Origin of the sequence: Nonomuraea sp. JJY05 (genome assembly GCF_043496855.1) — a bacterium.
Classification (GTDB): domain Bacteria; phylum Actinomycetota; class Actinomycetes; order Streptosporangiales; family Streptosporangiaceae; genus Nonomuraea.
Genome location: NZ_JBIEIS010000006.1, coordinates 110774 through 129264, shown reverse-complemented (window position 1 = coordinate 129264; position 18491 = coordinate 110774). Strand labels below are relative to the sequence as shown.

Sequence of the window (18491 nt, the reverse complement as noted above, 5' to 3'; positions counted from 1 at the left end):
GCAGTCCCTCCATCCATACGAAGGGGTTACCAGATGAGCCCATGGACCCGCTCCGGCAGGCAGCCGGACGGCGGCTCCACGGGCGGGGCGAGCAGGTCCTCGGCGACCACCAGCGCCTCGGGCAGCGCGAGGAGCCCGAACCCCAGCGCGGCGACGCGCAGGGGCACGCGGGCACCGTCGTGCCGCCGCGGCTCGGATCGCGGCCCTGCACGGTGCCGGCTCGGCGCGGCGGATCACCTGGGCCGGTGGCGCACGGTACGGCAACGCTCTCGGGGGCGGCCACAAGCGGGCCGTATCACTTGTCAAGGCGAGGTGTCAGGGCTACGATCGCACCGATCTTTAGGAAACTTTCCTAAATAAGGAGTGGGGTCCGTGGTCCGTCCCCGTCGTCGCGGGATCCTGTCGTCACTCGCCATCGCCCTGGCGATCCCCCTGATCACCGTCGCCCTGTCCCCGCCCGCCGCGGCCCGGACGGCGCCCACCGCCGCGGCCCGGACGGCGCCGGCCGCCTTCGCGCATCCCGGCGTGCTCGTCAGCAAGGCCCAGCTCGACTTCGTCCGCGCCAAGGTCAACGCCGGGGCCCAGCCGTGGAAGGGCGCCTACGACCAGATGATCGCGAGCCCGCTCGCGTCGCTGTCGCGGACCCCGAAACCGCGGGCGGTCGTGGAGTGCGGCCCGTACTCCAACCCCAACAACGGCTGCACGGACGAGCGCCAGGACGCGCTGGCCGCCTACACCGACGCGCTGGCCTGGTACATCTCGGGCGACAGCCGGTACGCGCAGAAGGCGATCCAGATCATGGACGCCTGGTCCGCCGTGATCACCGACCACACCAACAGCAACGCGCCGCTCCAGACCGGCTGGGCGGGATCGTCCTGGCCCAGGGCGGCCGAGATCGTCCGCTACACCTACACCGGGTGGTCAGCCGCGGGCGTCAACCGCTTCGCGACCATGCTCCGTGACGTCTACCTGCCCGAGATCATCAACGGCAGCGCCCGCACGAACGGCAACTGGGAGCTGACGATGATGGACGCGACGATCGGGATCGCGGTGTTCCTGCAGGACAAGGCCGCCTACGACAAGGCCGTGAGCACGTTCCGGGCGCGCGTGCCCGCCTACATCTACCTCACCTCCGACGGCGCCTACCCCAAGGGGCCGACGGGCAGCGGCATCGACACGCGGGCCGAGGTCGTCGACTACTGGCAGGGCCAGGACACCTTCGTCGACGGGCTCTCCCAGGAGACGTGCCGCGACTTCACCCACACCGGGTACGGCCTGGCGTCGATCGCGCACATCGCCGAGACGGCCCGCATCCAGGGGCAGGACCTCTACCCCGAGATCGCCGACCGGCTGCGGCACGCGCTCGGCCTGCACGCCAGGTACCAGCTCGGCGCGGCCGTACCCGCGTGGCTGTGCGGCGGGAGCCTCACCCTCGGCCTCGGGCCGGTCACCGAGGTCGGCTTCAACGCCCTGCACAACCGCATGGGCATCGCGATGAGCAACACGCAGGCCCTCACCGAGCAGCAGCGACCGGCGGGCACCAACAACCTCTTCGTCGCCTGGGAGACCCTCACCCACGCCGGCAATCCCCACTAGGCCGGACTCTGACCACACCATAAATACGCTACACAAGTATTTCGCAGCTCCATGAAACTGTGGCAAGTTGAGTACCTGTGAGCGTAGGGGGCATGACCGCGTCGGCCCCCGCGCCCACGAGCTCGCCACAGGAGGACTGCGATGACCCAGACGTTGCCGGAGCGCTGCGGGGTGGTGGGCGGCGGGCGCATGGGCGCCGGCATCGCCCACGCCCTGCTCCTCGCGGGCTGCCACGTCACGCTGGTGGAGCGCGACGGCGAGGCCGCGGCCGCCGCGCGGGACCGGGTGGCGCGGGCGGTCGATGGCAGCGCGAAGCGCGGCCTGATCGAGGACGCCGGCGAGCCGATGGCCCGCCTCATCACGGCGACGGACCCCGCCGGGCTGGCCGGGGCCGGGCTGGTGATCGAGGCGGTGCCCGAGGATGTCGACCTCAAGCTCGTCACGCTGCGCGCCGCCGAGGACGCGGTCGGGCCGCAGGCCGTGATCGCCTCCAACACCAGCAGCATCTCGCTCGGCACGCTCGCCCAGGCGCTCGCCCGCCCCGAACGCCTCCTCGGGCTGCACTTCTTCAACCCCGTCCCGGCCAGCAGGCTCGTCGAGGTGGTCATCGCGACCGCCACCGACCCGGCCCTGCGGGAACGGGCCGTGGCGTGGGTCGAGGCGATCGGCAAGACGGCCGTGGTCGTCCGCGACTCGCCCGGCTTCGCCAGCAGCAGGCTCGGCGTCGCCCTCGGGCTGGAGGCGATCCGCATGGTCGAGTCCGGCGTCGCCTCGGCCGAGGACATCGACGCCGCGATGACGCTCGGCTACGGCCACCCGACCGGGCCGCTGCGCCTGACCGACCTCGTCGGCCTGGACGTCCGGCTGGGCATCGCCCGCTACCTCGAGCGCGAGCTCGGCCCCCGCTTCACCCCTCCCGCCCTGCTCGTCCGGCTCGTCGAGCAGGGCCACCTGGGGCGCAAGACCGGCAAGGGCTTCTACGACTGGAGCCAGTCGTGAGCACGCCGGAGAGCTACCTCGAAGGGCGCCTGGCACGCCGGAGCAGGGGAAGGCGTGCCGGTCGCCGACGCCGTGACCGGTGAGCTCGTCACCCGGGTCAGCGGCGAGGGGCTCGACCTCGCCGCCGCCGTGGCGGGTCTACCTGCTGCACGCCTACTTCGGCAGGGAGGGCCGCGAGGAGGCCGAGCAGCTGCTCAAGCGCAACTCCGGCGACCTGGACGCGCCCCGCATCCTGGGCGCGTTCAACGAGGAGACGACCGACTGGCTGCAGTTCTTCATGTTCACGTACTTCACCGACCGCGACGGCAAGTACCAGCTCGGCACGCTGAAGGAGTCGGCGTTCGACCCGCTGGCGCGCACCTGCGAGTTCATGCTCAAGGAGGAGGCCCATCACATGTTCGTGGGCACCACGGGCGTGCAGCGGGTCCTGGAGCGCACGGCCGAGCTGATGAGGGAGCACGGCAGCGCCGACGTCCTGCCGCACGGCGGCATCCCGCTGGACATCATCCAGAAGTACCTGAACTTCCAGTTCGCGGTCTCGATGGACCTGTTCGGCTCCGAGCAGTCGACCAATGCCGGCAACTACTTCACCTCCGGGCTGAAGGGCCGCTGGATGGAGACCCGGCGCAAGGACGACCACGTGCTGCTGGAGGACACCCGCGAGCTGCGCTACGTCGAGGACGGCGAGATCAAGTCCAGGACCGTGCCGATGCTCAGCGCGCTCAACCTCGACCTGCGCGACGAGTACGTGGCCGACTGCACCAACGGCGTGCGCCGCTGGAACCAGGCGCTGAAGGACGCCGGGCTGGACGAGCGGCTGTACCTGCCGCACGAGGGCTTCAACCGCAAGGTCGGCGTCTACGCCGGCCATCACGTCACCCCGCACGGCGAGGTCCTCGACGAGGCCGCCTGGCAGGCCCGCGCCCAGGAGTGGCTGCCCACCCCCGAGGACCGCGAGAACGTCGCCTCCCTCATGGTTCCCGAGTACGAGTACGGCAAGTTCGCCGGCTGGATCGCCCCGCCGAAGACCGGCATCAACGACCAGCCCGTGGAGTTCGACTACGTGCACCTGGCCGACGAAGGACTCCTCTAGTGCCGGGCGGCGGCCTCTTCGTCCATGAGGTCCCATTCGGCCTGCGCCCGCCGGTGCCAGCGGTTGTGCAGGTCGTGGAAGACGGCCGCCGCCCGGGGCCCCGGCCAGGCGTGGTCGAGCAGCTCGGCCGGCAGGTCGGGGTCGAGGAACGGGAACCGGCGCCACTCCTGGATGAGCAGCACCTGGTTGACGAACGCCTCCCGGTCGGAGGCGACCGCGCGGCCCTCGAACTGCTCGATGAAGCTCACGTAGCGCTTCTCCACGTCGTCGAGGTCCCACGCGGCCGAGATCAGCTTGGCGGTGTCGCCGATGTCCGCCGACGGCCCGGTCCAGGCGTAGGCCCGGTCGGCCAGGTCCAGCTCGCGGATGACCTCGCGTACCGCGGCCTCCTTGGCGGCGTCGGGGATCACCCAGAGCGCGGGGGAGGGGGAGCCGAGCCCGAGCCAGGTCAGCTTGGTGCGCAGCCGGTGGCGGAGCTGGCGCTGGGTCTCGGGCACGCCGGCGGTGAGCACGAGCCAGCGGCCGTCCCACTGGTGGGGGGCGCGCATGAAGCCGTAGATGCGCTCGGTGCCCTCGCGCAGCAGCCGGTCGCCGGCCTCGGTCAGCCTCCAGCGCACCTTGCGGCCGTGCCGTTCGGACTCCAGCAGCTCCTCGGCGGCGGTGCGGGCCAGGGCCTGGCGCGCGGACTTCTCCTCCACGCCGAGCGCGCCGAGCGCGGCCACCAGCGTGCCCGTCCACACCTCGCCTCCGCGCGGCAGGACGAACTCGCCCAGGACCGTCAGCAGCGTCGACCGCGCGCTGGCGGACGCCTTCTCGCGCGGGCGCTCCGCGGACTCGGCCGGCACGGTTGCCCTCCTGTCGTTCGACACGCTCGTGACGCGCATTCTGCCAGGTCGGGCACCCCGCGAATGCGCAGGCCAGCAGAAGCACTACAAACACTTGACGCTACTCATGATAAACGTCGAATATTGGGACAAAGGTCCCACGCCCTCCCGGAGCACGCATTGACTGTCACCTTCGCGACCTCCCCAGACCGCTACCGCCACTGGACTCTCGCGGTGGACGGGGCGGTGGCCACCGTCACGCTGCGCGTGGACGAGCACGGCGGTCTCGTCCCCGGCTACGAGCTGAAGATGAACTCCTACGACCTCGGCGTCGACATCGAGCTGTACGACGTCGTCCAGCGCCTGCGCTTCGAGCACCCCGAGGTCAAGGCGGTCGTGCTCACCGGCGGCCTGGACCGGATGTTCTGCGCCGGAGCCAACATCCGGATGCTGGCGCAGTCCACGCACGCGTGGAAGGTCAACTTCTGCAAGTTCACCAACGAGACCCGCAACGGCATCGAGGACGCCACCGAGCACTCCGGCCAGACCTGGATCGCCGCGCTCAACGGCACCGCCGCCGGCGGCGGCTACGAGCTCGCGCTGGCCTGCGACCAGATCGTCCTGGTCGACGACGGCTCCTCGGCCGTCTCCCTGCCCGAGGTGCCGCTGCTCGGCGTGCTGCCGGGCACCGGCGGCCTGACCCGCGTGGTGGACAAGCGGCACGTGCGCAAGGACCGCGCCGACCTGTTCGCGACCAAGGCCGAGGGCTTCCGCGGCCGCACGGCCATGGAGTGGGGTCTGGTGGACGCCGCCGTGCCGCGCCACTCGTTCGAGGAGGAGGTGACCAGGCGGACGGCCGCGGCGGTGGCGGCCTCCGCCCGGCCCTCGGACGCCACGGGCGTGGCCCTGACGCCGCTCGACCGCAAGGACGACGGCGACGCCGTCACGTACCCGTACGTGACCGCCCGGATCGACCGGGCCGGCCGCCGGGTCGACGTCACCGTCGAAGGCCCGCACGGTGCCCCGCCCGCCGAGCCCGCGGCACAGGGTGCCGGCTACTGGCCGCTCGCCGTGACCCGCGCGCTGGACGACCTGATCCTGCACCTGCGCACCAACGAGCCGGAGCTCGGCATCTGGGTGCTGCGCGCGGCCGGCGACCCCGAACGGGTGCTGGCCTACGACGCTCAGCTCCGCGAGCAGGCCGGGCACTGGTTCGCCGACGAGGTGCGCCACTACTACAAACGCACGCTCAAACGCCTCGACGTCACCAGCCGCAGCCTCATCGCCGTCATCGAGCCGGGCACGGCCTTCGCCGGCCTGCTGGCCGAGCTGGCCCTGGCCGCCGACCGGCAGTACATGCTGGAGGGCGTCTACGAGGACCGCGACGAGGCCGCCGTCCCCGCCACCCTCGTCCTGACCCCGTCCAACGACGGCCTCTTCCCGATGGGCAACGGCCTGTCCCGCCTGCGCTCCCGCTTCTGGGGCAACGAGCAGGACCTGGAGGCCGCCCGCGCCCGGTTCGGCGAGCCGCTCGACGCGGCCGCCGCGCTGGAGCTCGGCCTGGTCACCCTCGCCCTGGACGACATCGACTTCGAGGACGAGCTGCGCATCGTGCTGGAGGAACGCGCCTCGCTCTCGCCCGACGCGCTGACCGGCATGGAGGCCAACCACCGCTTCGCCGGCCCGGAGACGCTGGAGACCAAGATCTTCGGCCGCCTCACCGCCTGGCAGAACTGGATCTTCGTCCGGCCCAACGCCTCCGGCCCCGACGGCGCGCTGCGTCGCTACGGCACCGGCCGCAAGGGCGACTACGACCTCAAGAGGGTCTGACCATGACCGCGATCAACGCCGGAGAGTTCAACGCCGGGGACTGGCTCGTCCACCGCCATGTCCGGGAGGGGCACGGGGACCGGGTGGCGGTCCGCGGCGGCGCCACGCTCACGTACGCGGAGCTCTCCGACCTCGTCGCGACCGCCACCGCCGGCCCGGCGTCCCCGGCACCGCCGCCAACGCCCGGGCCGTCGCGGGCCTCCTGCCCGCCGAGGTGGCCAGGGCCGTGCTCGCCGGGAACGCGACGAAGGTGTACGCCGGCCTGCGCACGGGGGAGTGAGCCATGCCCCTCTACGCCCTCGGCGACCAGGTGCCCAAGATCCACCCGGACGCCTACGTCCACCCCGACGCCGCCGTCATCGGCAGCGTGGTCATCGGCGCCGAGTCGTCGATCTGTCCGTCCGCCGTGCTGCGCGCCGACTTCGGCAGGCGTAGGCCAGCTCGGCGCCGCCGCCCAGGGCGGGGCCGTCGACGGCGGCGATCGTGGGCACCGGCAGCCGGGCGATCCGGTCGAACAGGCCGCTGTTGACGCCCGCCGGCGCGTCCACGCGGCGGCGCTCGCGCAGCGCGCGGATGTCCGCGCCGGCGGCGAAGATCCCGTCGGAGCCGGTGAGCACGAGGATGCGCGGCCGCCGCTCCGGCTCGGCGCAGACCGCGTGCGGGTCCGCCACCATCGCCGCGTCGATCGCGTTGCGCGCCTGCGGCCGATCCAGCCGGACCAGCATCCGGTCGGTCCCGTCCTCGACCTTCACCGTGTCGTTCAGCGGAAGCACCGCGACCTCTTTCCTCGTCGTCTCAGCGGTGGATCACGGGCAGGATCAGGCGGCTGGGGTGCCCGGGACCGTGGAGCACGCTGTTGGTCGCGACGACGACCTGGCCGGCGGTGTCCTCGGCGATGGTCGCGCCGGTGTTGGTGTTGCGGTCGTAGCGGGGGAAGTCGCTGGAGGAGACCTCCAGGCGGATCCGGTGCCCGGGCAGGAACACGTTGGAGGTCACCGACAGGTCCAGCGTGACCTCGTAGACCTGGCCGGGGGTGAGCGGCTCCGGCTCGGCCAGGGAGTCGCGGTAGCGGGCGCGCAGGATGCCGTCGGTGAGGTAGATCGCCCGTCCGTCGGGGAAGACGTCGACGAGCTTGCCCGTGAAGTCGGTGTCGCGCGCCGACGAGGTGACGTGGAGGACGAGCGAGACGTGGCCGGTGACCTCGACCGGCTCCTCCAGCGCGGGGGTGGTGAAGCAGAGCACGTCGTCGCGGGCCTCGACCGGGCGCTGGTCGACCGGGCCGGCCCCGTTGACGGTGGCAGGCATCATGATCCGGCCGCCGCGGGTGGGGACCGGGTCGGCCGGGTCGTAGGTGTAGGTGTCGCTCGCCTCCGCCGTGGGCGGCCGAAGGCTGAGGACGCCGTCGCCGCCGGCGGTGTTGGCCCGGCCGGCGCCGTCCAGGAAGTAGTCGGTGTACCGCGTGCCGGGCAGCGGCCAGTCCTGCTCGTCGCGCCACTGATCGATGCCCATGACGAAGATGCGCACGGGCGCGGTGCCGTCCAGCGCGTCGGTGCGGCCGCGCAGCCAGCGGTCGAAGAAGCGGATGTGCGCCCCGGTCAGGTCGGCCGCCATGCCGCCGGCGCTCATCCCGAACCGCCGGTCGTGGTAGACCCCCTCCTGGTACAGGTGGTCCCAGGGGCCGATGATCAGCCGCTGCCCGTCGCGGGCCTCGGCGCTGCCGCCCTCGGCGCGCATGCGGGTGAAGGTACGGACGGTGCTGTCGACGAACAGGTCGAACCAGCCGCCGACGTTCAGCGCGGGCACGGTCACCTGGCCGAACCGCTCGGCGACCGCGAGGTCCTGCCAGAACCGGTCGCGGGCGGGGTGCCGCAGCCACTCGGCCCACCAGGGCGACTGCTTGTCGAGCAGCGGCTGGTCGCGGATCGGCAGGGTGTTCAGGTGCGTTTGCGGATCGGCCGCCATGCCGGCCGCCTCCATGAGAACGCCCGGGTCGCCGGTGCCGGCGGCGAGCGCGGTCTGCGCCGCCGTCAGCGTCATCATCGTGGTCCACGTCCAGGTCGTGTGCCACGACAGCGCGCCTCCCGCGGAGTACCAGGGCGCGTGGTAGTAGTCGGTGCTGGTCACCGTCGGGGCGATCGCCTTGAGCCCGGCGGGGGCCTGCGACGCACCGGCCCACTGCACGAAGCCGAGGTAGGAGGCGCCGTAGCTGCCGATGTTGCCGTCGCACCAGGGCTGCTCCAGCAGCCAGGCGATGGTGTCGACGCCGTCGTGCGGGTCGTCCGCATGGGGGGTGAACTCGCCGTTCGAGCGGAACCTGCCGCGCGTGTCCTGCCAGACGACCGCGTATCCGGCTTCGAGCAGGGCCTGCAGGTTGGGGGTGAGGGGAGACCCGCCGAGGCCCGGCAGGGCGTCCTTGCCGTAGGGGACCCGCACCAGTAGCGTCGGCGCGGGCGGCCCCTCGGGGATCCAGAGGTCGGTGGCGAGGGTAACCCCGTCGCGCATCGGCACCATGACGTCCTTCTCGACCGAGAAACGCATCCTAATCTCCTACGCCAGCCCGCATCGCCGTCAGGATTATGTAGCATTTTGCGTCCGCCTCTTTCTAGCGCACATCCTGACCGATCGGAAGGCCCCGGTGGCGAGGCCTGTGCGTCAGGGGCGCTCGTCGGGTCGTGGCCAGCGGGCCTTCAGCTCGAGCTCGGCCTGGGCCATGGCGGCCTGCAGCTGGTCGGGGCTGCCCGCCTCGAGGACGGTGCAGCGGAGGGGATCGCGGCACTCGAAGGCGGTGTAGGCCTGCCGCCAGGCTCCCCAGGTGATGACCCAGCCCGGCCACCGTGCCTGCAGGGCGTCCAGGTCGCGATCGATGGCGGCCGATGAGGCCGGGGTGCCGGCGTCCTGCCGCGGGGATGGCTGAGCGGGCCCGCCGCGCGAGCGGCGATGGCGGGGTCGCGGTGATTTCTCGGTGGGGTCTTCCCGGTCAGGCGGCATGGGTGCTGGCATCAGGATCTCCATCGAGGGGGTAGATCGTGGTGCGTGCGGACGCTTATCCTTCCCACTCGGCATTCCCCGATGCAAGTACGTCTGCACATGCATTCCAAGAAAATTGCATATGCACGTGCACCGGCTGCGCACTGAAAGGGGGAAAGGGATGGAAGGTCCCATTTACAATTGCATGTCGGCTTCTGTGTTGTCTGAGGTGAAGTGTGCGGCGCGAATATCGGTGCATGGTCTGGAGGGTCATGAAACAGTAGGTAACGTAAGGAACAATGAGTGCCTCGCCCGGCAAAAGGATCGATGATGATCGTTGCAGAGCCTGACGGAGACGGCGTCCCCGCCGGCGTCGTACGTGGTACCCGAAGCGGGCCGACCGCGTTGCGGATCATGGTGGGTACGCAGCTGCGCCGGCTGCGCGAGGCCAAGGGCATCACCGGCGAGCAGGCCGCGGACGCCATCCGGGCCAGCCACTCCAAGATCAGCCGGATGGAGCTGGGCCGCAGCCCCTTCAAGCAGCGCGACGTGGCCGATCTGCTCACCCTCTACGGCATCACCGCCCCTGACGAGCGGGAGAAGGTGCTGGAGCTGGCCCGCCAGGCCGGCGCTCCGGGGTGGTGGCACCAATACAGCGACGTGCTCCCCGACTGGCTCGAGCCCTACCTGGGACTGGAGCAGGCGGCCCGCACGATCCGCAACTACGAGGTGCAGTTCGTGCACGGCCTGCTGCAGTGCGAGCCGTACGCGCGGGCCGTCATCGGCATCCGGCACGGCGACGCGGGCCCCGACGGCCTCGAACGCCAGGTGGCGATGCGGATGCGCCGCCAGGACCTGCTCGCCGACAGCGACGCGCCCACCCTGTGGGCGATCATGGACGAGGCGGTGCTGACCCGGCCGATCGGCGGCCGGGACGTGCAGCGGGCCCAGCTGGAGCACCTGCTCGCGGTCTGCGACCTGCCGAACGTCACCCTGCAGATCGTGCCCTTCCACATCGGCGGGCACGCGGCGGTGGGCGGCCCGTTCACGCTCTTACGCTTCGACGCCCCCGACCTGCCCGACGTGGTCTATCTGGAGCACCTCACCAGCGCGATCTACCTGGACAAGCCCACCGACATCGACGACTACAGCAAGGTGATGAACACCTTGACCATCCAGGCCGCTCCGAAGGAGGCGACCCCGGCGCTGCTCAAGGGCATGCTCGAAGAGCTCTGAGCGGTTAGCGTGACACGTCGCGGGCGGCGGTGTGCCAGCTCGTCGCCCTGCGTGCCAGAGCGCCGAAGCCGAGGAAGACGGCGAGCCCGAGCAGCGACGCCAGAGCGACCGCCGCGAACAGCTGCTCGGACTGCAACCGGGACCGATAGAGGTCGATGAGCGTGCCGATGCCCGGCTCGCCCTGCCGGAAGAAGAAGTCCCCGACCACCGCGCCGATGACCGACAGGCCGGCGGAGATGCGCAGGCCGGTGAGGAGGTGGGGCAGCGCCGCGGGCAGTTGGAGCTTCCACAGCCGGGCCGCCCACCCGGCCCGCGCCAGCGTGAACAGGTCGTGGTGGGTCTCCTCCACCGACCGCAGCCCGAACAGCGTGTTGGTCACGATCGGGAAGAGCGCGATCAGAGCGCAGACCAGGACGCGGGTGAAGAACCCGAACCCGAACCAGAACCCGAACAGCGGCACCAGCGCCAGGATCGGAATCGTCTGCAGGATCACGAGGTAGGGATGCAGCGACCGCTCCAGCCAGCTCGCCCGGGCCATGGCGATCGCGCACCCGACGCCGACCACGCCCGCGATCGCCAGCCCGAGCAGCGCGACCTGGCCGGACAGCAGCAGGCCGCCGAGCAGCTCGGCCCGGTTGACGGGGTCGAGGAGCCCCACCCGCAGCACGGCGTCCGGCGGGGGCAGCAGGAAACGCCGGTCCGGGGTCAGCAGCACGTACGTGACCGCGTACCACAGGGCGATCACGAGGGCGAAGACGATCAGCGGCGGGACCCACCGCAGCCACCTCATGCGGCCGTCCCCCGCAGCCAGGCCGACACCTGGGCCGCGATCCGCGCGAAGTCAGGGCTGAAGCGCAGCTCGGGCGGGCGGGGGTAGGGGAACGGCACGTCGCAGGTGCCGACGATCCGCCCCGGCCGTTCCGACAGCACGACGACCTTCGTGGCCAGGAAGACGGCTTCGCCGACGGAGTGGGTGACGAACACCGCGGCGAACCGGCGTAGGCCGAACAGCCGCAGCAGCTCCGACTGCAGCCGCTCGCGCGTGATCTCGTCCAGCGTGCCGAACGGCTCGTCGAGCAGGAGCAGGTCCGGCTGCAGGGCGAGCGCGCGGGCCAGCGACGCCCTCATCCGCATCCCGCCCGACAGGGTCCGGGGGCGGTGGTGCGCGAAGTCGGTCAGGCCCACCAGGCCGATCGCCTCGTCCGCGCGCCGCCGCCGCTCCGCCCTGGACAGCCCGCCCAGCTCGCCGAGCAGCTCCACGTTGGCGCGGACGGTGCGCCACGGCAGCAAAGCGTGGTCCTGGAAGACGTAGCCGACGGACGTGGTCTCCCGGCGCACCGAGCCCTCGGTGGTGCCGGTCAGCCCCGCGGCCAGGCGCAGGAGCGTGCTCTTGCCGCACCCGGAGGGGCCGACCACCGTGACGAACTGGCCGGGTGCGACGGTCAGATCGACCTTGTCCAGCGCCCGCGTGCCGTCGTCGTAGCGCTTGCCCGCGGCGGAGAACGACAGCGCGGAGGTGGCGGCCTGACCGAGCACCCGGCCACTAGACCACATCGGGAAGGACACGGGCAACACGCCGATCGGTCAGCCGGCGCGGTAGCCGATCTTCGGGTCGATGAAGTCGTTGGTGACCACGTCGGAGGGCCGCAGGCCGTCCTTCACCGGCTTGTTCTGCTCGGCGAAGATCGGCCCGGTGATGTCGATCAGCCGCTGCACGCGGGCGGTGTCGAAGTTGCCGACGGTGTCGTCGGGACCGTTGCCGGCGAGCTTGAGCGACTTCATCTGCTGGACCGAGAACTCCGAGCTCGGCTTGGTGTACTGGGTCGCGACCTTGTACGCCTGGTTGAGCCGCAGGGTGAGATCGATCGTGGGGCCCGGCTGGGCGAGCACGTCGACCTGCGCCTGCTGGAAGATGGGAATGAGCTTGCGCAGGCACGGCGCGAGCTTCTGCCTGTCAGCCGGGCGGATCACCAGCGGGGGCCCGTAGTTGGGGTAGCCCGCGTCGTAGACCAGCTGATATTTCACCGGCTTGCCCCACTGGGGCACGTCCTTTTCGTAGATGTACGGCTCGGCGTTGGCATAGCCGGCCACCGCGGCCTTGCCCCCGGCGGCCACGAAATGGGACGGGGACCCGTCGTAGGATCCGTCCACCTGGCTGCGCTTCAGCAGCCCCGCCCCCACCAGATACTCCATGTAGGTGTTGCCGCCGAAGTAGAGCACCTTCGTGTCCGTCCGGCCGATGTCCTTGATCGTGTGGAAGGTGGGGTACGTGGCCGGGTCCCACAGGATGATCTGCGGGTGGATCTCCAGCAGTGCCATGACCGCGAGGGTCGGCTGGGTGGCCGACATCTGGATGCCCTCGTCCATGCCGCCCAGGACCCCGAGGGTGATCTCGGAGTCGGTGTACAGCTGCGCCGACGACTGGGTGAAGCCGATCGCCGGCCCGCCCGCCCGCAGCTCCAGCGTGACCCCGGTGTCCTTGCCCCGGACCACCAGCGGCGCGCTCACCCGCTTCCTGCCGGCGTCGATGGCGGGGTTGGCGCCGAGGAGGTGGTACATCCCGCCCTCGACGGTGATGTGCGGCGTCCACTGGGTCTGCACCACGATGGTGGCCGGGCAGACGCCGCGCAGGTCGGTGGGGTCGTCGGCATTCCCCGACGCCGCCGCTTTCGGCTGGGGCGGCTGTTGCGTGCCGGTGCACGCCGCGAGCAGGAGGAACAGCCCGAGTATTGCTGAGGCCTTGGCCGTGTTATGTCCCGCATGCCGTGGCCGGCGCACGCGCATGGTGCCATCCTTCCGATGTGCGGCGATTGAATATTCGCGGCAGAAACCGGGGCGAGCGCTGATCCGATATTCCTGGTCCTGCGCGAGCGGAAGATAATTCCCGGAACTTACCATGCTTTGTCGAGCGCTTGGCATTTCGGGTGAGCACCTATGGGCGAAACACCCTCCGTGGGTGTTTTGTCCAGTCGTGTGAGATTCGGATTCGGGAGAAGTGCACTAATAGCCCCTCCGTGGCAAATAGGTATGATCACCTCGCGGGTGCGTCGCCGCCGGGGAACTTTCGCTCAAGCCTGGAGACCTCTGAATGACAACAGACAACTCGACCACGGACCGGTGGCCGCCGGAGATCGACACGACCGTGGCGCACTCGGCGCGGGTCTGGAACTACTGGCTGGGCGGCAAGGATCACTACGCGGTGGACCGGGAGGTCGGCGACCGGTTGAGCCGGATAAATCCGGACATCGCCTTGACGGCCCGCGCCGACCGCGCCTTCCTCCACCGCTCCGTGCGCCATCTGGTGGCCGAGGCGGGGGTACGGCAGTTCCTGGACATCGGCACCGGTCTGCCCACGGCGGGCAACACGCACGAGATCGCCCAGAGCCTGGCCCCGGAGACGCGCGTGGTCTACGTCGACAACGACCCCGTCGTCCTCGCGCACGCCAAGGCCCTGCTCGTGGGCACGCCGGAAGGCAGGACCAACTACATCCAGGCCGACCTCCACGACCCGGACACCATCCTGAGGGCGGCCGCCGACACGCTGGACTTCACCCAGCCGATCGCGATCATGCTGCTGGGGATCGTGCACTTCATCAACGACGACGACGAGGCGCACGCGATCATCAAACGCCTGCTCGACGCCGTCCCCTCCGGCAGCCACCTGACGCTCGTCCACATCACCGCGTTCTTCAACCCGGAGGCCAAGCGCGAGGAAGTGCGCCACTGGAACGAGCACGGCACACCCAAGCTGACCATCCGCACGCCCGAGCAGATCCGCCACTTCTTCGACGGCCTGGAGATCCTGCCCCCCGGCATCGTCTCCACCACGCGATGGCGGCCCGACATCGACGACGCCCCCGAAGTGGATGGATTTTGCGGCGTCGGCAGGAAGTAAGGGGCCCCACGATCCGGATGCCGTCCCTTCGAGGGCATGATCGTCTCGGTGGCCGGCGCATGATGCCGTTGAAACTTTCACGAACGGGATTCGGCGCTCCGGGCCCCGCGGCCACCCCGTAACCGCCGGTGGAAGGAGAGATCGGCCCCCTTATCAGCCGGGCGTCCGGCCACGTTTGCGCCCGCCCGATTCCGGCCCGACGAATCCTCTAGTGGACGGCTCGACGGCCGCCAGCGCAGGGTGATGCCGACGCCACGTCAGACAGAAGGGGGCGCAATTGTTATCCGACATCCTGCGACGCCGCACGACAAGGCTCCTGACCGTCGTTCTCGCGCTGCTGGCCGCGGTCGCCGTGCCGGTCGTGCCGGCCCACTCGGCCACCACCCGGGTCCCGATCTTCCTGGAAGTACGCGGGGACAACAACCAGAAGCTGTCCGGCATCTACGGCTGGATCGAGTTCAACGACAGCACCACGTACACCTACCAGTTCTACCTGTGCCGTGAGTCGAGCTACAGCGCCGCCGGCGGGTACGTCCTGATCAACGACCGCGCCACCACCCGCGCCTCCTACAGCCTGAACTACGGGAACACCGACATAGCCGAGTGCAGATACCCGGCCCAGCTGTACGGCATGACGGATTACGCCGGCAGCACCGTCACGAACGTCACGGTCGAGGTGGAGGGCGTCAACTTCAACGGCCAGAACCAGGCCACCTGGAAGAGGAGATCTTCCACCTACGACAACCCCTTCAACTGACGATCCTCTCGCCCACCGATCCGCGCACCACGATGTGCGTGCCCAGGATGACGTGCTGCGGCCGGCCGAGGTCCAGGGCCAGCCGCACGGCGGTGCGGCCCAGCTCCTCGGTGGGAATGTGCACCGTGGTGAGCCCGGGGACCAGGTCGGCGGCGATCGGGATGTCGTCGTAGCCGGCGACCGACACGTCCTCGGGCACCCGCAGGCCCGCCTCGCGCAGCGCGGCCAGCACGCCGGCGGCGACCATGTCGGTGCCCGCGAAGATCGCGGTGAACTCCGTCCCCGCCGCCAGCAGCGCCTTGGTGCCCTCGTAACCGGCGCTGCGGGAGAAGTCGCCGGGCAGGACGAGGTCCGGATCGCAGGGGACGCCGTAGTCCTCGTGCGCGCGGCGGAAGCCGGCCACGCGGTCGATCTTGGTGGTGTTCTGGTCGTCGGCGGTGGCGGCGCCGAGGTAGACGATCCGGCGGTGGCCGCGCGAGAGCAGGTGTCCGGTCATGGCGTACGCGCCGGCCTCGTTGTCGTACTCGACCACGGTGGTCGGCACGTCGTCGCCGAGCGGCGGGCGCCCGCACAGGACGAGCCGGGAGCCCGCCTTGTCGAGGGCGTGCGCGAAGTGCGACATGCGCGCGCGGTAGGCGTCGTCGGCCGAGCCGCCGCCGACCAGGATCACCGCGTCGGCGCGCTGCTCGCGCATGGCCTCCACGACCGCCAGCTCGCGCGCCGGGTCGCCGTGCGTGGCGCATACCAGGCACAGCCGGCCCTGCTCGGTGGCCTGCTGCTCGACGCCCTTGGCGACATAGGCGAAGGAGGGCCCGGTGACGTCGTCGAGCACGAAGGCGACAATCTTGGTGCCGGCCCCGGACAGGGCGCGGGCGTGCACGTTGAGGACGTAGTCCAGCTCGCGCATGGCCCGCAGCACGCGGGCGCGGGTGGCCTGCGCGACCGGGTAGTCCCCCTTGAGCACGCGCGAGACCGTGGACGCCGAGACCCCGGCCCGCGCCGCGACGTCCCGGATGGTGGCCCGCTCAAGGTCCTCCCCGGGCGCGACCCCCCGTGGCGCCGCCTCCTGCGCACTCTTCGGCGGCGCCGCTTCCCGCACGGCGGACTTCGGTGGCGTCAGCTTTCGTGGCAAGGCGCACCTTTCGTCAGGCGGAGCAGCGCCGCGGAGTACGGCTCGGGCAGCACGACGCTGAGCGTGCCCGCCTGCCACCCGGCCTCGGCCGCGGGCGGGGAGAGCGGGGCCACCTGGCAACCGGAGGGCCCGCCCACGCGGGAGGCCGCCTCGATCGGCGGCAGCAGGCGGCCGGTCGAGGGGTCGCCCATCAGGCAGTTCATGAAGTCGTTGAAGATCACCGGCAGCTCGGCGTTGTCGCGGTGCGGCCGGCGTACGGCCCGGCGGTAGGCGGTCAGGGCGGCGACGGGATCGCCGGCCACGGTGAAGGCGGCGGTCGCGGTGGTGAAGCTCTCGCTGGTCGGCGCCAGCCGCGCCGACCAGCCGTGCTCGCGCTGGGACGGTCCCGACAGCGCCAGGTAGACGTCGTCGAAACGGTCGGCCAGCTCGGCGTGCCAGGGGCCGTTGTGCTCGATCTGCCAGGCGAGCGTGCCACCGGCGCACTCCAGCCAGCCCGTCGGCAGGTGCTCGGAGGACGGCCACGAGCCGGTGCTGGTGAGCGCGACGCGGTTCTTGCTCCCGGTCTGGCCGAAACGCGTCATGCCGACGTCGTGCAGCTCCAGCGGCCGGCCCGCCCAGCGGAACTCGCCGCTCCACGGGTTGCGCGCGCTCCACACCGTCAGATCCCAGGGCAGTCCGGCGAACGCGAAGCTCGACACGTGCTCCAGGACCAGCTCGTCCGTCGCGGCCACCGTCGACCAGCACCGGAAGACCTGTCCCATCACTGGGCCGATCGCCTGGAAGACGGTCGTCACGGCGACGCCGTCGCCTCTGGAGCGGATCGTCAGGCGGTCGTCCTCGGCGCGATGGCTTTCGTAGCGCAGCTTCAGCCCGTCCACGTGCCGCTTGCCCGCCGTGCCGCTCCTGCCCCGGCCGGTCACCTCGATCTGCACCACCGGCAGCGCCGAGCGGCCGTTGCCCTTGAACGGGCCGATCGCCAGCAGCCGGGGCGGGGCGCCGGCGGTCAGGTCGAGGACGAGGTCGCGCCGGCTCACCTCCATCAGGCCACCCGGTCCAGGTCCTCGTGCGTCACCTGGTGCGCCAGCGGCAGCCCGGCGACGAGCCGTTCCAGCTCGTCCAGGGCGACGGCGCCCATCCGGGACAGCTCGTTGCCGTGCGAGCCGGCGATGTGCGGGGTGAGGAAGGCGTTGGGCAGGTCGAACAGGGGCGAGTCGGGCTGCAGCGGTTCGGGCTCGGTGACGTCGAGGATCGCCGACAGCCGCCCGGACTCCAGCTCGCCGATCAGCGCGTCGGTGTCGACCAGCGATCCGCGGGCGGTGTTGATCAGCATCGCGCCGTCCGGCATCAGCGCCAGCCGTGCCCGGTCGAGCATGTGCCTGGTCTCGGGGGTGGCGGGGGCGTGCAGGCTGACGGTGTCGCTGCGTCGCAGCAGCTCCTCCAGCGGTACCTGCCGTACGCCGGGGACCCGGGTGTAGGGGTCGTACAGGCACAGGTCCAGGTCGTACGGCGCCAGCAGTTCGAGCACCTTGCGGCCGATGCGGGAGGCGCCCACGATGCCGACCGTGCGGCCGTTGTTGCCGATTCCGGTCTCGATCTTGGCCAGGGTGAAGGAGCGTTCGCGCCGGTAGCGCTGGCTGAGGGCGAAGACCCCCTTGCCGGCCAGCAGGATCGCGCCGACGGTGTACTCGGCCACCGGGACGGCGTTGGCCTCGGCGGCCGAGGAGACCAGCAGGCCGCGTTCCCACCAGGCGGGGCTGATCATGCCCTTGACCGAGCCGGCCGCGTGCAGGACGGCGCGCAGGCGGGGAGCGGCGGCCAGCAGCGCCTCGTCGATCGGCGGGCAGCCCCAGCCGGTGATGAGGATCTCGACGTCGGACAGGTTCAGGCGCGGGTCGTCGAACCGCTCGGCGACCAGGGCGACGTCGATGTCGGCCAGCGTGTCCAGCCGCCGCAGCAAGGGCGCGGGGAAGAGCAGAGCGAGATGTTCCTCGCGCATGGCGAACAGCGCCTTCGGGCGTGGGGACACGGGGGAAGCCCTCCATTCGATAGAGACCGGTTTCTAAAGTAGGAGCGCAGCCCTTCTCGGTCAACGGCCAATCCCAAAGAGCGTCCTAGCAGGACCTATCGGCCAACCTGCGGCGATCTGTAACGTCTCTGTAACG

The 18491-nt window shown here is 70.9% G+C and carries 18 protein-coding genes; 7 read left to right on the top strand and 11 right to left on the bottom strand.

All coding sequences use genetic code 11. The annotated features are described in order from the left end of the window. Positions 1–26 precede the first annotated feature (26 nt). Positions 27–167: a hypothetical protein gene (locus ACFKCF_RS10130; protein ID WP_394492714.1), complete on the bottom strand. Its 141-nt coding sequence runs from the start codon at positions 165–167 to the stop codon at positions 27–29. 205 nt (positions 168–372) lie between these two features. Here ACFKCF_RS10130 and ACFKCF_RS10125 point away from each other — a divergent pair, with 205 nt between their 5' ends. The 3 genes from ACFKCF_RS10125 to ACFKCF_RS10115 all read left to right on the top strand — a co-directional run bounded on the left by ACFKCF_RS10125 (position 373) and on the right by ACFKCF_RS10115 (position 3688). Further along, entirely contained in the window at positions 373–1596 is a 1224-nt protein-coding gene (locus tag ACFKCF_RS10125; protein WP_394492713.1) for an alginate lyase family protein, read from the top strand. Between the two features lie 141 nt (positions 1597–1737). Then, positions 1738–2595: a 3-hydroxyacyl-CoA dehydrogenase family protein gene (locus ACFKCF_RS10120; protein ID WP_394492712.1), complete on the top strand. Its 858-nt coding sequence runs from the start codon at positions 1738–1740 to the stop codon at positions 2593–2595. A 79-nt stretch (positions 2596–2674) separates the two neighbouring features. After that, positions 2675–3688 (top strand): hypothetical protein, encoded by a 1014-nt coding sequence (locus ACFKCF_RS10115; RefSeq protein ID WP_394492711.1) that lies wholly within the window; start codon positions 2675–2677, stop codon positions 3686–3688. Here the strand turns inward: ACFKCF_RS10115 and ACFKCF_RS10110 are convergent. After that, complete coding sequence (locus tag ACFKCF_RS10110; RefSeq protein WP_394492710.1) at positions 3685–4533, bottom strand: PaaX family transcriptional regulator C-terminal domain-containing protein; 849 nt, start codon at positions 4531–4533, stop codon at positions 3685–3687. The genes ACFKCF_RS10115 and ACFKCF_RS10110 overlap by 4 nt on opposite strands. A gap of 159 nt (positions 4534–4692) precedes the next feature. Here ACFKCF_RS10110 and boxC point away from each other — a divergent pair, with 159 nt between their 5' ends. Further along, positions 4693–6342 (top strand): 2,3-epoxybenzoyl-CoA dihydrolase, encoded by a 1650-nt coding sequence (boxC, locus tag ACFKCF_RS10105; protein ID WP_394492709.1) that lies wholly within the window; start codon positions 4693–4695, stop codon positions 6340–6342. Between the two features lie 371 nt (positions 6343–6713). On the opposite strand, the gene ACFKCF_RS10100 is transcribed toward boxC, so the two are convergent. The 3 genes from ACFKCF_RS10100 to ACFKCF_RS10090 all read right to left on the bottom strand — a co-directional run bounded on the left by ACFKCF_RS10100 (position 6714) and on the right by ACFKCF_RS10090 (position 9342). Continuing rightward, the gene (locus ACFKCF_RS10100) at positions 6714–7115 is read right to left on the bottom strand and encodes an enoyl-CoA hydratase/isomerase family protein (RefSeq protein ID WP_394492708.1); all 402 of its coding nucleotides are present in this window, start codon (positions 7113–7115) and stop codon (positions 6714–6716) included. 22 nt (positions 7116–7137) lie between these two features. Further along, on the bottom strand, positions 7138–8880 hold the full coding sequence (locus ACFKCF_RS10095; RefSeq protein WP_394492707.1) for a CocE/NonD family hydrolase: 1743 nt from the start codon (positions 8878–8880) through the stop codon (positions 7138–7140). A 114-nt stretch (positions 8881–8994) separates the two neighbouring features. Continuing rightward, positions 8995–9342: a hypothetical protein gene (locus tag ACFKCF_RS10090; protein ID WP_394492706.1), complete on the bottom strand. Its 348-nt coding sequence runs from the start codon at positions 9340–9342 to the stop codon at positions 8995–8997. Between the two features lie 297 nt (positions 9343–9639). On the opposite strand from ACFKCF_RS10090, the gene ACFKCF_RS10085 reads away from it, so the two are divergent. After that, entirely contained in the window at positions 9640–10545 is a 906-nt protein-coding gene (locus tag ACFKCF_RS10085) for a helix-turn-helix domain-containing protein (protein WP_394492970.1), read from the top strand. Between the two features lie 4 nt (positions 10546–10549). Here ACFKCF_RS10085 and ACFKCF_RS10080 read toward each other — a convergent pair whose 3' ends face one another. From ACFKCF_RS10080 to ACFKCF_RS10070, 3 genes are read right to left on the bottom strand one after another with little or no spacing between them, the layout of a single operon-like run. Beyond that, positions 10550–11335, bottom strand: coding sequence for an ABC transporter permease (locus ACFKCF_RS10080; protein ID WP_394492705.1), 786 nt, complete (start codon positions 11333–11335; stop codon positions 10550–10552). Then, positions 11332–12081: an ABC transporter ATP-binding protein gene (locus tag ACFKCF_RS10075; RefSeq protein WP_394492704.1), complete on the bottom strand. Its 750-nt coding sequence runs from the start codon at positions 12079–12081 to the stop codon at positions 11332–11334. The genes ACFKCF_RS10080 and ACFKCF_RS10075 overlap by 4 nt, the downstream gene beginning before the upstream one ends. 48 nt (positions 12082–12129) lie before the next feature. Further along, positions 12130–13329 (bottom strand): nitrate ABC transporter substrate-binding protein, encoded by a 1200-nt coding sequence (locus tag ACFKCF_RS10070; RefSeq protein ID WP_394492703.1) that lies wholly within the window; start codon positions 13327–13329, stop codon positions 12130–12132. Positions 13330–13633: 304 nt separating this feature from the next. Between ACFKCF_RS10070 and ACFKCF_RS10065 the strand changes: the two genes are divergently transcribed. Together ACFKCF_RS10065 and ACFKCF_RS10060 are read left to right on the top strand one after the other, a co-directional pair. Continuing rightward, positions 13634–14440: an SAM-dependent methyltransferase gene (locus ACFKCF_RS10065; RefSeq protein WP_394492702.1), complete on the top strand. Its 807-nt coding sequence runs from the start codon at positions 13634–13636 to the stop codon at positions 14438–14440. Positions 14441–14717: 277 nt separating this feature from the next. Further along, positions 14718–15197, top strand: coding sequence for a hypothetical protein (locus ACFKCF_RS10060; RefSeq protein ID WP_394492701.1), 480 nt, complete (start codon positions 14718–14720; stop codon positions 15195–15197). Here the strand turns inward: ACFKCF_RS10060 and ACFKCF_RS10055 are convergent. Genes ACFKCF_RS10055 through ACFKCF_RS10045 form a run of 3 tightly spaced genes read right to left on the bottom strand, consistent with a single transcriptional unit; the run spans position 15190 to position 18355 of the window. Further along, a complete protein-coding gene (locus tag ACFKCF_RS10055; RefSeq protein ID WP_394492700.1) occupies positions 15190–16329 on the bottom strand; it encodes a LacI family DNA-binding transcriptional regulator in 1140 nt (379 codons plus the stop codon). The genes ACFKCF_RS10060 and ACFKCF_RS10055 overlap by 8 nt on opposite strands. After that, complete coding sequence (locus ACFKCF_RS10050; RefSeq protein WP_394492699.1) at positions 16314–17369, bottom strand: hypothetical protein; 1056 nt, start codon at positions 17367–17369, stop codon at positions 16314–16316. The genes ACFKCF_RS10055 and ACFKCF_RS10050 overlap by 16 nt, the downstream gene beginning before the upstream one ends. Continuing rightward, complete coding sequence (locus ACFKCF_RS10045) at positions 17369–18355, bottom strand: hydroxyacid dehydrogenase (protein ID WP_394492698.1); 987 nt, start codon at positions 18353–18355, stop codon at positions 17369–17371. The genes ACFKCF_RS10050 and ACFKCF_RS10045 overlap by 1 nt, the downstream gene beginning before the upstream one ends. Between the last annotated feature and the right edge of the window lie 136 nt (positions 18356–18491).

Coding starts and splice junctions, on each gene's coding strand:
- ACFKCF_RS10120 (WP_394492712.1), top strand. CDS start 1,738: ATGACCCAGACGTTGCCGGAGCGCTGCGGGGTGGTGGGCGGCGGGCGC.
- ACFKCF_RS10095 (WP_394492707.1), bottom strand. CDS start 8,880: ATGCGTTTCTCGGTCGAGAAGGACGTCATGGTGCCGATGCGCGACGGG.
- ACFKCF_RS10090 (WP_394492706.1), bottom strand. CDS start 9,342: ATGCCAGCACCCATGCCGCCTGACCGGGAAGACCCCACCGAGAAATCA.
- ACFKCF_RS10085 (WP_394492970.1), top strand. CDS start 9,640: ATGATCGTTGCAGAGCCTGACGGAGACGGCGTCCCCGCCGGCGTCGTA.
- ACFKCF_RS10080 (WP_394492705.1), bottom strand. CDS start 11,335: ATGAGGTGGCTGCGGTGGGTCCCGCCGCTGATCGTCTTCGCCCTCGTG.
- ACFKCF_RS10070 (WP_394492703.1), bottom strand. CDS start 13,329: ATGCGCGTGCGCCGGCCACGGCATGCGGGACATAACACGGCCAAGGCC.
- ACFKCF_RS10065 (WP_394492702.1), top strand. CDS start 13,634: ATGACAACAGACAACTCGACCACGGACCGGTGGCCGCCGGAGATCGAC.
- ACFKCF_RS10050 (WP_394492699.1), bottom strand. CDS start 17,369: ATGGAGGTGAGCCGGCGCGACCTCGTCCTCGACCTGACCGCCGGCGCC.